The 13,508-nt window shown below is 60.9% G+C and carries 10 protein-coding genes and 1 tRNA gene; 8 read left to right on the top strand and 3 right to left on the bottom strand.

From position 1 onward, the window contains the following. Positions 1-23: 23 nt before the first annotated feature. Together BM438_RS06585 and BM438_RS06580 are read right to left on the bottom strand one after the other, a co-directional pair. The gene (locus tag BM438_RS06585; RefSeq protein WP_093633505.1) at positions 24-605 is read right to left on the bottom strand and encodes a peptidylprolyl isomerase; all 582 of its coding nucleotides are present in this window, start codon (positions 603-605) and stop codon (positions 24-26) included. 49 nt (positions 606-654) lie between these two features. Continuing rightward, complete coding sequence (locus BM438_RS06580; protein WP_093633504.1) at positions 655-1,386, bottom strand: tetratricopeptide repeat protein; 732 nt, start codon at positions 1,384-1,386, stop codon at positions 655-657. 279 nt (positions 1,387-1,665) lie between these two features. Between BM438_RS06580 and cysS the strand changes: the two genes are divergently transcribed. From cysS to BM438_RS06550, 6 genes are all read left to right on the top strand, one after another. Beyond that, complete coding sequence (cysS, locus tag BM438_RS06575; RefSeq protein ID WP_093633503.1) at positions 1,666-3,063, top strand: cysteine--tRNA ligase; 1,398 nt, start codon at positions 1,666-1,668, stop codon at positions 3,061-3,063. A gap of 47 nt (positions 3,064-3,110) precedes the next feature. After that, the gene (locus tag BM438_RS06570; protein ID WP_093633502.1) at positions 3,111-4,178 is read left to right on the top strand and encodes a DNA-3-methyladenine glycosylase family protein; all 1,068 of its coding nucleotides are present in this window, start codon (positions 3,111-3,113) and stop codon (positions 4,176-4,178) included. A gap of 125 nt (positions 4,179-4,303) precedes the next feature. Beyond that, positions 4,304-5,275: an acetyl-CoA carboxylase carboxyltransferase subunit alpha gene (locus tag BM438_RS06565; protein WP_028199560.1), complete on the top strand. Its 972-nt coding sequence runs from the start codon at positions 4,304-4,306 to the stop codon at positions 5,273-5,275. Positions 5,276-5,323: 48 nt separating this feature from the next. Beyond that, positions 5,324-6,808: a tRNA lysidine(34) synthetase TilS gene (gene tilS, locus BM438_RS06560; protein WP_093633501.1), complete on the top strand. Its 1,485-nt coding sequence runs from the start codon at positions 5,324-5,326 to the stop codon at positions 6,806-6,808. A 375-nt stretch (positions 6,809-7,183) separates the two neighbouring features. Continuing rightward, on the top strand, positions 7,184-8,434 hold the full coding sequence (locus BM438_RS06555) for an aspartate kinase (protein WP_054041838.1): 1,251 nt from the start codon (positions 7,184-7,186) through the stop codon (positions 8,432-8,434). A gap of 228 nt (positions 8,435-8,662) precedes the next feature. Then, positions 8,663-8,756 (top strand) — tRNA-Ser (locus BM438_RS06550). A gap of 291 nt (positions 8,757-9,047) precedes the next feature. Here the strand turns inward: BM438_RS06550 and BM438_RS06545 are convergent. After that, on the bottom strand, positions 9,048-9,644 hold the full coding sequence (locus BM438_RS06545; protein WP_093633500.1) for a PDDEXK family nuclease: 597 nt from the start codon (positions 9,642-9,644) through the stop codon (positions 9,048-9,050). A gap of 360 nt (positions 9,645-10,004) precedes the next feature. Here BM438_RS06545 and BM438_RS06540 point away from each other — a divergent pair, with 360 nt between their 5' ends. Both BM438_RS06540 and BM438_RS06535 read left to right on the top strand, forming a co-directional pair. After that, on the top strand, positions 10,005-12,662 hold the full coding sequence (locus BM438_RS06540) for an AAA family ATPase (RefSeq protein WP_093633499.1): 2,658 nt from the start codon (positions 10,005-10,007) through the stop codon (positions 12,660-12,662). Positions 12,663-12,704: 42 nt separating this feature from the next. Further along, positions 12,705-13,457: a hypothetical protein gene (locus BM438_RS06535; RefSeq protein ID WP_093633498.1), complete on the top strand. Its 753-nt coding sequence runs from the start codon at positions 12,705-12,707 to the stop codon at positions 13,455-13,457. Positions 13,458-13,508 lie beyond the last annotated feature (51 nt).

Raw genomic sequence — 13,508 nt, 5'->3', positions numbered from 1 at the left:
GGTGCTGCTTCCTGTTCTATTGCTTACTTGCTGACCACCGTGGCCGATTCGATCACGATCGGTTTTTGCGGCACGTCGCTCATCGGGCCGCGAGTGGTGGTGGCCGTGCCTTCGATCTTCTTCACGACGTCCATGCCGCTCGTGACCTTGCCGAACACCGCGTAGCCGTTGCCGTCCGGATTCGGATAGTCGAGGCCGGCGTTATCCACCGTGTTGATGAAGAACTGCGCGGTGGCCGAATTCGGATCGCTGGTGCGCGCCATGGCGAGCGTGCCGGCGGCGTTCTTCAGACCGTTGCGGCTTTCAAGCGGAATCGGCGCGCGCGTGGGCTTCTCAGCGAAGCTCTGCGTATAACCGCCGCCCTGAATCATGAAGCCGCGAATCACGCGATGGAAAATCGTGCCGCTGTACTGGCCGGACTTCACATAGTCGAGGAAGTTGGCGACCGTTTTCGGCGCCTTCTCAGGATACAACTCGACGCGGATGTCGCCTTCCGTGGTCTTGAAGAGGACGGACGGATGCGCGGCCTGCGAACCGGACTGGGCAAAGGCGGGGGCGTTTGCGATCAGGGCGGCGCTGCCGAGCGCCAACATCAACCATTTCATGAAGATCCTCAGGGTTGGAAAAAACGTGTTGCCGAAAACGGTGACCGTGTTACTGCGACGGCGCCATGTAGGGCGGCATGGCGAGCGAGCCATTTGCGCCGCCGTACTGGAAGCTCGGCGTTTGTGTCATGTCCGCGGAGGAGCGCGCGGCGCTGGCCTCGGCAGGCGCCGCGGCTTTTTTCGCCGGCCCGGTGCTCTTGGGGGGCGAAACGATCTTCTGGATGTCGGCGATGCGCTGCGTGGTGGTGGCGCTCGCTTTACCGAGGCCTTGCGCGCGACGGTAAGCCGAGTCGGCCATGCGCAGATACAGGTCGCCGAGATTCTCGTACGCGAGACCGTAGGCCGGATTCACCTTGGTCGCGGTTTCGAGCGCGGCGCGTGCCTCCGTATAACGGCCGTGCTTTGCATAGAGCGCGGCCAGGTTGTTATACGGTTCGGGCAGTTCCGGATACAGCTGCGTGAGTTCGGTGAACGCGGTGATGGCTTCGTCGTCGCGATTCAGGTGGGCCAGCACCGTGGCGCGCTTGAACTTGGCTTGTGCGTCGTGCGGATTCGAGGCGATGCGCGCGTCGAGCTGGGTGAGCGAGGCTTCCCAGTTCTTCTGCGCAATCGACGCGTCGATTTCCGGCGTGTTGTCACGCACGGCGGGGCCCTGCGGCATGGTCGCGGCGCCTTTCTGCGCGTACGCGGGAGCACCCGGCAAGACCGTGAGGGCGACGGCGCAGAATGCCGTCGCGGCGAGGGTCGCAGCGCTGCGCGCGCGGCCGCTGGAAGGTTTCATAGGCTCGGGTCTGGATGTTATACTCCGACCCATTCTAACAAAAGGTCTGCGCGTTCCGTCGAACCGCAAACTGTCTTTTCGCCACTCGTGGTCGTCTCCGCCTTGAACGCAGCCTGACCGCCGCACCAGATGCACCGGTTTGCTGCTGTGCGTGTTTTAGTGCAAAGGTAGTGCAAAGCGGCAGTACAGAACGCACCCGCCGTCTTTTCGCGGGGCGCCTCATGCACGAAACAGCACGAAACACATTGCGGATTTCTTTCGGCCCACGCACCGTTCTCTATGGAATCACTGCGCATCTACAACACGCTCGCGCGTGACAAGCAAACTTTCGTGCCGCTGCAAGATGGCGTCGTGCGGATGTACGTCTGCGGGATGACCGTGTACGACTATTGTCACGTCGGTCATGCGCGGGTGATGGTCGTGTTCGACATCGTGCAGCGGTGGTTGCGCACGCTCGGTTACGACGTCACCTACGTGCGCAACATCACGGATATCGACGACAAGATCATCCGGCGCGCAGTGGAGAACGGCGAAACGATCAAATCGTTGACCGACCGCTTCATCAAGGCCCTGCATGAAGATGCGGACGCGCTCGGCATCGAGCGGCCCGATCTGGAACCGCGCGCCACCGATTTCATCCCGCAGATGCTCGGCATGATCGAGAAGCTCGAGGCGAACGGTTACGCCTATCAGGCGGCCGACGGCGACGTGAACTACGCGGTGCGCAAGTTCGTGGGCTACGGCAAGCTCTCGGGCAAGTCGCTCGAAGATCTCCGCGCCGGCGAACGCGTCGCCGCGAACGACGCGAAGCAGGACCCGCTCGACTTCGTGCTGTGGAAGCAGGCGAAGCCCGACGAACCAGCCGACACCGGCTGGGAGTCGAAGTACGGGCGCGGCCGCCCCGGCTGGCATATCGAATGCTCGGCAATGGGCTGCACGTTGCTCGGCGAGCATTTCGACATTCATGGCGGCGGTCAGGACCTGCAGTTTCCGCACCATGAGAACGAGATTGCGCAGAGCGAAGCTGCGACCGGACAAACCTTCGTCAATTACTGGATGCACAACGGCTACGTACAGATCGACAATGAGAAGATGTCGAAGTCGTTGAACAATTTCTTTACGATCCGCGAAGTATTGGCGCAGTACGATGCCGAGGTCGTACGTTTTTTCATCGCGCGCGCGCACTACCGCTCGCCGTTGAATTACAGCGACGTGCATATCGACGACGCCCGCAGTGCGCTGACGCGTTTATACACCGCGCTGAAAGACGTCACGCCTGATGGCGCGGAGCTCGACTGGAACGAAGCGCATGCGCAGCGTTTCCAGGCAGCAATGAACGACGACTTCAACACGCCGGTTGCAGTGTCGGTGTTGTTCGAGTTGGCAACAGAAGTGAACCGCACGCGCGACCCCGCGCTGGCCCGTCAATTGCGCTCGCTGGGCGCTGTGATCGGCTTGCTCGGCCGGGAGCCGCGTGCATACCTGCAGCAGGCTGCGGGCGCTGCCGCAGAAGGCGCGCTCGACGCCGCCGCGATCGAAGCGAAGATCGCCGCGCGCGTGGCCGCCAAGCAGGCGAAAGACTATGCAGCAGCAGACCGGATCCGGGCCGAATTGCTCGAGGCCGGCGTTGCACTTGAAGACAAACCCGGCGGGTTGACCGAGTGGCGGCGCGTGTGAGCGCACCTCGTACTTCCCTCTGATCGACTCGCCAGGCAGGAGGCAGGATGGCAACGGCCACGAAGACGCCGGCTAAACGAGCCACGTCTCAAACAAACGCTGCAACCGCGGTAAAGTCGACACGAACGTCGGCTCGTGCGGGCGGCAGCGCGGTAAAGAATGCATCATCGAAAGCCGCCGGGGCGGCGCCGAAGGCTGGCGTGCGTGCAGCGGCAACGACCGGAGCGGCGAAGAAGGCCACCGTCAAGCGCGCGCTGAACGGTTCGTCGGCGCACGCGCCTGTTTCGACACGCGCCAAAACGCCGCGTGCAAAAAGCAATGGCGCGTTGCCTGCCGAACTCGCCGGCGACGTGCAGGAACTCGCGCGCGTTACGCAAGACGGACACGAAGGCGAAGTCGTTCGCAAGACACGTGCGTCGTCGAGTGCGGGCGGCGAAGCAGCCGATGTTGCTGAACTCGCGGTGCCGGTGCAGATCGGCGGGCTCACGCCTGAAGTCACTCGTCCGGCGTATTGGGACAAGGCGTGCGCGGACCTCGTCAAGCGCGACCGTATCCTGAAGAAACTGATTCCGAAGTTTGGCCCGGTGCATCTGCTAAGCCGTGGCGATCCGTTCGTCACGCTCGCGCGTTCGGTGGTGGGGCAGCAGATCTCGGTCGCTTCCGCGCAGGCGGTCTGGGCGAAAGTCGAGGCAGCGTGCCCGAAGCTCGTGCCGCAGCAGTTCATCAAGCTTGGTCAGGACAAGCTGACCGCGTGCGGCTTGTCCAAACGCAAGGCCGAATACGTACTCGATCTCGCGCAGCACTTCGTGTCGGGCGCCTTGCACGTCGGCAAGTGGACCTCGATGGACGACGAAGCGGTGATCGCCGAACTCACGCAGATCCGCGGCATTGGCCGCTGGACCGCGGAAATGTTCCTGATCTTCAATCTGTCGCGCCCGGACGTCCTGCCGCTCGACGATCTCGGCCTGATCCGCGCGATCAGCGTCAATTACTTCAGCGGCGAACCGGTTACGCGCAGTGAAGCGCGTGAGGTCGCGGCAAACTGGGAGCCGTGGCGCACTGTCGCCACCTGGTATATGTGGCGTAGTCTCGATCCGTTGCCGGTCGACTACTGAAGAATAAGAAGCGATGCTGTTTCAAAAAACTATCGATTGTTAAAAATCGATAGTTGCGAGATGGTTTTGACATCGGCGAGCGCGGTTAGAATACGCGCTGCCGGTAAGTCCAAGGATTACAACCAATGAAGACCACCTTTCTGGATTTCGAACAGCCGATCGCTGAACTCGAAGCGAAGATCGAAGAATTGCGCTTCGTGCAGGACGATTCGGCCGTCGATATTTCGGAAGAGATCGAGCGGCTGTCCAAGAAGAGCCAACAGCTCACCAAAGATCTGTACGCGAACCTCACCCCGTGGCAGGTTTCGCAAATTGCCCGTCATCCCCAACGCCCGTACACGTTCGATTACGTGAACGAGCTGTTCACCGATTTCCACGAGCTGCACGGCGACCGCAACTACGCGGACGACCTGTCGATCGTCGGCGGCCTCGCGCGGTTCAACGGCCAGGCTTGCATGGTGATCGGCCATCAGAAGGGGCGTGACACGAAGGAGCGCGCGCTGCGCAACTTCGGCATGCCGCGTCCGGAAGGCTACCGCAAGGCCGAACGCCTGATGCGTCTCGCCGAGAAGTTCGGCTTGCCGATTTTCACGTTCATCGATACGCCGGGCGCCTACCCGGGCATCGGCGCGGAAGAGCGTGGTCAGTCGGAAGCGATCGGCCGCAATCTGTACGTGATGGCTGAACTGAAGACGCCGCTGATCGCCACGATCATCGGTGAAGGCGGTTCGGGCGGCGCGCTCGCGATTGCCGTCGGCGACAGCGTGCTGATGCTGCAGTTCTCGACCTATTCGGTGATTTCGCCGGAAGGGTGCGCGTCGATCCTGTGGAAGAGCGCTGCGAAAGCGCCGGAAGCTGCGGAAGCGCTCGGCTTGACCGCGCATCGTCTCAAGGCGCTTGGTCTGATCGACAAGATCGTCAACGAGCCGCTCGGCGGCGCGCATCGCGATCCGAAGGGCATGGCCGCCATGCTGCGCCGTGCACTCGCCGACTCGCTGCGCCAGTTCCAGGGCATGAGCATCAACGACCTGCGTCAACGCCGTTTCGAACGGTTGATGGCGTACGGCAAGTTCAAGGAAACGACGCCGGGTGCTTAAGCCCGCGCGCGTTTTCTTTCGTCCTTCAGCGCGTGACGCGCTAGCGACGTGACTCCCACCGCAGATTCGCACGCCGACCGCCTCGTTCTCGAGGCGGTCGGCGTTGCGCTGTCCGCCTTGCCTGCGAATGCGCGCATTGCGGTGGCGTTCAGCGGCGGCGTCGATTCGAGTGTGTTGCTCGATGCTGTGGTGCGTGTCGCGGGGGCGTCGCGTTGTGTTGCGCTGCATGTGCATCACGGCCTCAGTGCGCATGCCGACGAGTGGCTCGCGCATTGCGACGCTTTTGCGCGGGAACGCGGCGTTGAATTCGCGGCACAGCGTGTCGACGTGCCGCGTGACGCGGGCGTGAGTGTCGAGGCCGCGGCGCGCGATGCGCGTTACCGCGCACTGGACGCCATGTGCGCAACACGCGGCGTTCGCACGTTATGGCTCGCGCAACATGCGGACGATCAGGCGGAGACGGTGCTGTTGCAACTGCTGCGCGGCGCGGGTCTCGCGGGACTTGCGGCGATGGCGCCGGAGTACTTGCCGGCAGGCGCTTCCGCGGTGCGCGTGAGGCCCTTGCTGCATCTGTTGCGTGCGCAACTCGAGCAGTATGCGAGTGCCCGGAGTCTACGCTGGATCGACGACGAATCGAACGCGGATACACGTTACGCGCGCAACGCGTTGCGTCACGAGGTGACACCGGCGCTGGCCGTTCACTTCCCTGGTTTTCGCGACGCACTCGCGCGCACGGCGGCGCATGCGGCATCGGCACAGCGTCTGCTCGACGATCTCGCGCGCATCGATCTGAACGAAGCCGTGCGCGATGACGGCCGTGCGCTATCCCATGACGCGCTGCTCGCCCTCGACGACGATCGCGCGCTCAACCTGCTGCGCTACTGGATGCGCACGTTGGGTCTCGTTGCGGCATCGACTGCACGTCTCACCGATGCTTTGCGGCAGTTGCGCGAAGTTGGGCAAGCAGGCGAGGGCCATAGCCTGCGCATCGATCATGCGGGGCAGGCGTTGCGTAGTTATCGCGGTCTGATCTACTGGGAAGCGGGTGATGGCAGCGAACCCGCCGACGAAACCGCGCTCGCTGCGCGCGCAGTGAGCGAACTCGCATGGCAGGGCGAAGCGATCTGGCGTTTGCCGCAATGGCGGGGCACTTTTGTGTTTGTCGCCGTCGCTTCTAATGTCGATTCAGCTGCCGATGGCGATACCTCCCGCAGCGTCAATGCAGCGCCAGCCGATCACGATACGCTTCCCGTCAGCGTGCTACGCCGGGCCTTGCTAAGCGCGCGTTCGCGCAGCGGCGGCGAACGGATGCGCATGAGCGCCGCACCGGGCAGCCCGAGCCGCACGCTGAAAAACCTGTTCCAGGAGCGCGGCATTCCGGCATGGAAGCGCGACGTGCCGCTCCTTTACGTCGGCGGCGATTTGCTGTTCGTGCCCTTGCTCGGCCTGAACCGCGCGGCGTTGCCCGAACCGGCCGATGCCGCCGGCCAACGCGTCCGGATCATCTGGCGCGACGATCTGCTGATCGCCTGACCGGCCGGTCGGGCACACGGCTTACCCATCCGGTGAATCCTTGAAAAAGGGCGCAAAACCGCACCGGATAAGCCTTTTCAGCCGCGAATAAGGGCCATTCGACGGCCATTTCGGCTTGTCTTTTTGCGCTCGATCGGGTAATTTAGCTTGTTTGCCCGACCCGATTTCGCCGTCGCTTTTGCGGTTTCCGTGCGTGATCCGTCGTTTCCGGTAAGTCACTAGCGATCATTCCCGGGCAAATCCGCGCGTGTTACACGCGCGCTGCATCTACGCCGCCACACACTTTGCCGTCGTTCACAAGACGTTGCGCTCCTGTGCTTTTGTGCGGTCGTCTCCAGCGCGCCAGCGCGTTTTCTCCTCCAGTTCAGAACGACAATGGCACTCATCGTACATAAATACGGCGGCACCTCGATGGGCTCGGTCGAGCGCATCAAGAACGTCGCCAAGCGCGTCGCGAAATGGCACAAGGCCGGCCACAAGATGGTCGTCGTGCCGTCGGCAATGTCCGGCGAAACCAACCGCCTGCTCGGTCTCGCGAAAGAAATCACGAGCCAGCCGAGCCCGCGCGAACTCGACATGATTGCCGCCACCGGCGAGCAGGTCAGCTCGGGGCTGCTGGCCATCGCGCTGCAGGAAGCCGGCGTCGACGCGGTCAGCTATGCCGGCTGGCAAGTGCCGGTCAAAACGGATAGCGCATTCACGAAAGCGCGCATCAGCGAAATCGACGGCGAGCGCGTGCTGCGCGATCTCGAAGCGGGCAAAGTAGTGGTGATCACCGGCTTCCAGGGTATCGACCCTGACGGCCACATCACCACGCTCGGCCGCGGTGGTTCGGATACGTCGGCTGTTGCAGTCGCTGCCGCATTGAAGGCCGACGAGTGCCTGATTTACACGGACGTCGATGGCGTCTACACGACCGACCCGCGCGTGGTGGATGGTGCACGCCGCCTCGATCGCGTGACGTTCGAAGAAATGCTGGAAATGGCAAGCCTGGGTTCCAAGGTGCTGCAGATCCGCTCGGTGGAATTCGCCGGCAAATATCAGGTCAAGACGCGCGTGCTGTCGAGCCTGACCGATCCGCTGATCCCGCTCGACACTGAAATGAAGTCGGGCACCCTGATTACTTTTGAAGAAGACGAGACCATGGAAAAAGCAGTCATCTCAGGCATCGCGTTTCAGCGCGACGAAGCTCGTATCGCCGTGATGGGTGTACCCGACAAGCCGGGCATCGCATATCAGATTCTCGGCCCGGTGGCGGACGCGAATATCGACGTCGACATGATCATCCAGAACCAGAGCGTCGAAGGCAAAACGGCCTTCACGTTCACGGTCGGCCGCGGCGATTATCAGCGCGCCATGGACATCCTCACCGGCCAGGTGAAGGGTCATGTTCAGGCCGAGCAGGTGCTGGGCGATCCGAAGGTGTCGAAGGTCTCGGTGGTCGGCGTCGGCATGCGTTCGCATGTGGGTATTGCGAGCACGATGTTCCGCACGTTGTCGGAAGAGGGCATCAACATTCAGATGATCTCGACCTCCGAAATCAAGATTTCGGTGCTGATCGACGAGAAGTACATGGAGCTCGCCGTGCGCGCGCTGCATAAGGCTTTCGAACTGGATCAGGCGTAATTTGCTGCATGGGGTGGGGCGCCGAGTTGGACGAACAGCGCGCCTCGTCTTCGCCTCGTCTTTTTTGCATGGCCGTATGCGCGGCTCATGTGACGCAGGTAATGTCATTAGTTGCGTCGTCGGTGACAAAACTGGCACAAAAAATGTACGGTAGACATTGACCTTCGCGGTTCGGCCCGCTATTATCTTGGCTTCGTTGCGCTGACTCCCTGCGCAACCGAAAGTTTGGGAGACGTGGCCGAGAGGTCGAAGGCACTCCCCTGCTAAGGGAGCATCTGGGCCAAAACCTGGATCGAGGGTTCGAATCCCTCCGTCTCCGCCAGTGATTGGCGGCGAAACCCCGTAAGTTCTAGGACTTACGGGGTTTTTGTTTTTAGCGGACTCGCAAATCAACTATCAAACGCGAGCGACCAAGCGAAGCGGTTTCCCAGTGAATCTCCATGGACCTCCATGGGTTCCAGTGGCAAGGATACCCCAAGCGGTGGGCGGGTACCCGGCAACGAAAAACCATCCGCCTGAGCGGATCGGTGTCGTCGGCTTGAGCCGTTTGGCGCTTTCGGATATGCCACCGTGTTGTTCGCTAGTTCAGGTTCAGGGCGCCCCGATGAGGCGCCTACGTTGCCGCGAGGGGGGACTTCGTGGGATCGAAGGCCATGATGGGTTCAGGCGGCTCAATGCAGGCAAACGGAATTTCGGTGATTACCAGGCGAACCCGCTTCTGTCGCTGATTGTGAACCAGGAATCGTTGCTTTGACGGATTCGGTTTTACCTTGCCGCTTTGCTTGCCTACCTTCGTCGGGAAGACCCGAGACATCGAAGGGATCACCAGTTCAAAGAATTGATCCGGGCCTTGCGCATGCTTGTCGATGTACGCAGATGCCTTGTAAAGAATCCACTCTATCTGCTGTCTGCTCAGGGAACGGATCTTTGACTTGCATTGAATAAAACGGGTCTCCAATCCCCTGCGAGCGACCAGATCCACTCCCTGGTCGTAGAAACCAAGTGTTGCGCCGCGATACTTGACCAGATAACCCTCGGCTTCGAAATGAAGCCCGACGAGTCGTTCATAAACGGCCCCGAAATCCGAGGGAGTCAGTTCCCCGGCACCGATCGTATCGATCAGCTGGCCGGCGGTATTGAATACTTCGACCGCGTGTCCTGGCGTAACGTGTGGAATGCCTGCCATCAGTCTGCGATTCAAACCCTTCATAACGTTCCCTATGAGGCATGTCCGCGCTGTGCCAAGATAACGTCGGAAAGAGTAACTGCCGATGCGGTTTGGTTGGGTGCTAGAAACCGCCCGGCAAATTTCAGCGCGCTTCATCAAAATGCGCTGATGCGCTGCACGATTGAGTCCGACCGACGTCATGTCGTCGACATAGAATAACGCTGTCGCAGATTAATTGGCCGCTGGATTGTCCCGATTCCGCAGCATTGGGGGACGTTAAAACAGGACAGCTGGTGCACTCGGATAGCGTCGACGGCTGTCGAGCAATCCGACTGGCCTGCTATTCAGGCCTTAAGGAAAAAATGCCGCAAGGCTTTTGCGGTGACTTCGGGGGATAAGGAAATGGGCACTGCGCGGCAGGACTACGTCCGCTTCTTACGCTGGCTTCACGATCCGCAGCGCGATGTCGGCGAGCCAGCAAAGCGTTTCGCCAATATGGTCCTAGGCCATTTTGACGAAATCGCCGCCACGTTCCGGCAGCGGAATGCGCGGTCGGCAACCTTGGCCCGTCTTGCCCGCCTGAACCTCGCGATGAACCCCGATGTACTTCCGGACATTGACGCGCCCGTGGCGGCAGGAGAGTGGCCATGGAGGCGATTCAAGGAGTTGACCGTCGGTCCGTTTCGAGGCTTTCGGCGCGAGGAACGGTTTGACCTCCGCAAACGGGTGATCTTGTTCTATGGACCGAATGGTAGCGGGAAGACCAGCCTCTGCGAGGCGCTGGAGCGGGGCCTACTGGGTTCGGTCGAGGAAGCGGAACTCAAGCGAATCGACGAACGACGCTATCTGACGAATATCCACGCAGGCAACTTTGTCGAGCCGCGCCTCGTCGCGACGACGGCGAATGGCGACGACGTCCCGGTGGTCGGCGACGCCGACCTCTATCGGTTCAGTTTCATCGAGAAAAACCGGATTGATGCGTTTTCGCGGATGGCTGCACGGCCTCCGGCGCAACGCACTGAGCTTATCGCCGCGTTGTTTGGCATGGACAAGTTCAACGACTTTGTCGGCCATTTCAACGAGCAGATGGATGCCGAACTCGTGCTTCGAAACGACAAACAGGCGGCGTTGCAGCTCAAGCGCGAAAGCATTGCCCGCGACCAGGCAACCGCCCGTGACGAGGCCCAGACGTTGGCCTTGCATGATGAAGAAGATGCTGTCTACGCGGCGGGCTACGCAGCCGGGACGACTTATGTGCACCTGAAGGCAATCATTGGCACGCCGGAGGTGCCGGGTCGGCTGCAGGAGCTCAACCAGCTTCTGGATGCGGTTCCGGCAAGCGTCATCGGGCTTACCCGAGAAATCTTGACCCATGCCTATGAAGTGATCGATGCGCGTGCCGGGGAACTGCGTCAGATAACCCAGGAACTGACGCGGCGAAGCAGTCAGGTGTCCTTTAAGGACCTGTACACGGCCGTCACTGCATTGCAGGCCGGTGAAGGCGATCATTGCCCGGCATGCGACACACCGCTTGCCCAGGTCGTGCACGACCCGTACGAAAAAGCGCGTGCCGGTCTGGGCGAGCTCCGCGACCTAGCTGACCTGCAGGAGCGGCAGGCGACAACGAAGGAATCACTGGATGCGGCGTCACGGGAGCTTCGAGAGCATCTAAGCCAGATATCTCTTTACCTTGCTGGGCAGGATCGCACCCAATCGGAGGTAGGGCAGTATCTTGCTCGGCTCCCGAGGCAACCCCAAGGCGACACATGGTGGACGGAGATCTACGCGCCGGCCGCCATCAACGAAGGCATCGCTCCATCACTGGAGCAGATCGCAGCCGTCGGGGACGAAATGGAACAGCGTGACGTGGCGGCGCGTGCGCAGATCGACGAGCGTGCCGCACGAGTGCGGGAGCGGGATGGGCTCCTGGAATGCCAGCGCCATGTCGAAGCGCGTGATTTGCAGCGAAAGATCATCGTGGACGCGGCCACCGAAGCACGCACCCGGATTGAACAGTTCGAGGTGGAAAACGCCGCGCTCATCACGGAGGCGGATCAGGAGCGGCGGGACATCGAACGGGACGAGCCTATCAAAGCCGCTTACGATGATTTTCTCAGGCAACTGCGGGGCTTTCGCGATCAGCTGCCGGGCTTGTTGATTGCCGGCCTCAACGACCTGACGATGGCGCTGTACAACGAGTTCAATCATCTCGATCACGATGATGACAAGCTCGCGGCCTTGTACCTGCCCTTGACGGGCGAACAGCGTATCGAGATTGCGTTTCAGGGCGCACCGGAACAGCGCGTTGACGCGCTCGTCGTTCTCAGCGAAGGGCATATACGCTGCCTCGGTCTCGCGATCCTGCTGGCGAAAAGCATCCATATTGGCAGTCCGGTTGTTATCTTCGACGATGCAATCAACGCGATCGACCACGATCACCGTAATGGCATACGGCAAACCATCTTCGATGGCGACCGTTTCATGGAGTCGCAGATCCTGGTCACCTGCCACAGCCCGGAGTTCATCAAGGATATCCAGAACAGCCTGCCGCACGACCGACGCGCAGACTGCCAGGAATACCTGCTGATGTATCACGATGGTGATCATCATCCGCGCGTTCGTCCGGACGCGGGTAGTGGCAATTACCTCAGACGCGCACAGGAAGCGCTGGATCGTTTCGATCCGCGTGATGCACTATCGTATGCGCGCAAAGCCCTTGAAATGCTCGCAAAGAAAAGCTGGAAATGGCTGAAGTCACACGATGTGGGTGAGCTGACGCTGCTGGTGGACGGACCGGGCAACGAACCGACGTTGCGAGCGTTGTGCGAGGGCCTTCGGAAGAAGCTGCGGGAAACGCCGACTTTTGCACACCCGAGCAAGGAGCCACTGCTCCTTTCGGTAGCGACGATTCTCGGCATTCCCTCGAACCTGATCTGGACGTACCTCAACAAGGGGACCCATGAAGAAGCGGATCGGGACGACTTCGACCGGGAGCAGGTGGGATTGATCATACGCAGCCTGGAACAGATCGATCGGCTGGAGCTTCGGCCAGGTCGCTGATCGACATCACATCAGGCAAGCGAACTATTGCAAAGGGGCCGGATGTCACGTGTCTTGTTAGCGTTGGCACAGCCAGCCGGATGGCCGCACGAACTGCGCGAGTATCTCGATGTGCATTGCGATCTGTTTGTGAAATGGCAGGCGGGCACAGGTGAGGTACGAACTGCCACCTATGACGCGGCCATCTATGGGCTGATCGATCTGTTGCAGGCCTATGCGATGGTTGGCTGGCATTGCACCAGGCTCACGGAAGATGAGATCGCGCATGTCCAGCACGGCGGCATGCAGTTGCCTGACGGAGCCATGCTTCGCCGGCGCGTCGAACGTCTCATGCAAGCGGGCTCACTGACGAAAGACATCGCTTTGCAGTTACTCCAAACGAATCAGGCCGACGATAGCAACCGGGCCGGCATGATCTGGTTTTGCTTCTTCTCACCACGTCTCGCTGGCGAAAGCGGTATTGGGCGCTTCTTTCGTCATTGGGGTGGCGAGGCGCTCTATAACTCTCACGAAAGCGATCCGCAGATGTCGTCGGTTCTTCAGCGCATTGGCGTCCCATGTCTCGTGGAGGCAGAAGTTCCTATTGTGTCGATCGGCAGACACGGAGGACTCGCCTTCAAGGTGGTGCGCAGTTTTCTGATGAACCGAGGTCTTCCTATCTCGGAACGTACGGAACACGAGGATCGTATCCGGCGACCATTGGAGGCCGATTGTGTACGTCGTGTAATTCGTTTTTCCGAGCGAGATTTCTCGGATCTGACGGGTTGCACGGGTTGGCACTCGCCCCTGTGTTGACCGTCATGGAAATGATGCCCTCACCGTCACGCAAGAACTTGGATGATGAAG

It is taken from the genome of Paraburkholderia aspalathi (genome assembly GCF_900116445.1).
GTDB classification, from domain to species: domain Bacteria; phylum Pseudomonadota; class Gammaproteobacteria; order Burkholderiales; family Burkholderiaceae; genus Paraburkholderia; species Paraburkholderia aspalathi.
The sequence above is the reverse complement of the archived record's forward strand: the minus strand, read 5'-3'. Positions and strand labels throughout refer to the sequence as shown.

Coding starts and splice junctions, on each gene's coding strand:
- BM438_RS06585 (WP_093633505.1), bottom strand. CDS start 605: ATGAAATGGTTGATGTTGGCGCTCGGCAGCGCCGCCCTGATCGCAAAC.
- BM438_RS06580 (WP_093633504.1), bottom strand. CDS start 1,386: ATGAAACCTTCCAGCGGCCGCGCGCGCAGCGCTGCGACCCTCGCCGCG.
- cysS (WP_093633503.1), top strand. CDS start 1,666: ATGGAATCACTGCGCATCTACAACACGCTCGCGCGTGACAAGCAAACT.
- BM438_RS06570 (WP_093633502.1), top strand. CDS start 3,111: ATGGCAACGGCCACGAAGACGCCGGCTAAACGAGCCACGTCTCAAACA.
- BM438_RS06565 (WP_028199560.1), top strand. CDS start 4,304: ATGAAGACCACCTTTCTGGATTTCGAACAGCCGATCGCTGAACTCGAA.
- BM438_RS06555 (WP_054041838.1), top strand. CDS start 7,184: ATGGCACTCATCGTACATAAATACGGCGGCACCTCGATGGGCTCGGTC.
- BM438_RS06545 (WP_093633500.1), bottom strand. CDS start 9,644: ATGAAGGGTTTGAATCGCAGACTGATGGCAGGCATTCCACACGTTACG.
- BM438_RS06540 (WP_093633499.1), top strand. CDS start 10,005: ATGGGCACTGCGCGGCAGGACTACGTCCGCTTCTTACGCTGGCTTCAC.
- BM438_RS06535 (WP_093633498.1), top strand. CDS start 12,705: ATGTCACGTGTCTTGTTAGCGTTGGCACAGCCAGCCGGATGGCCGCAC.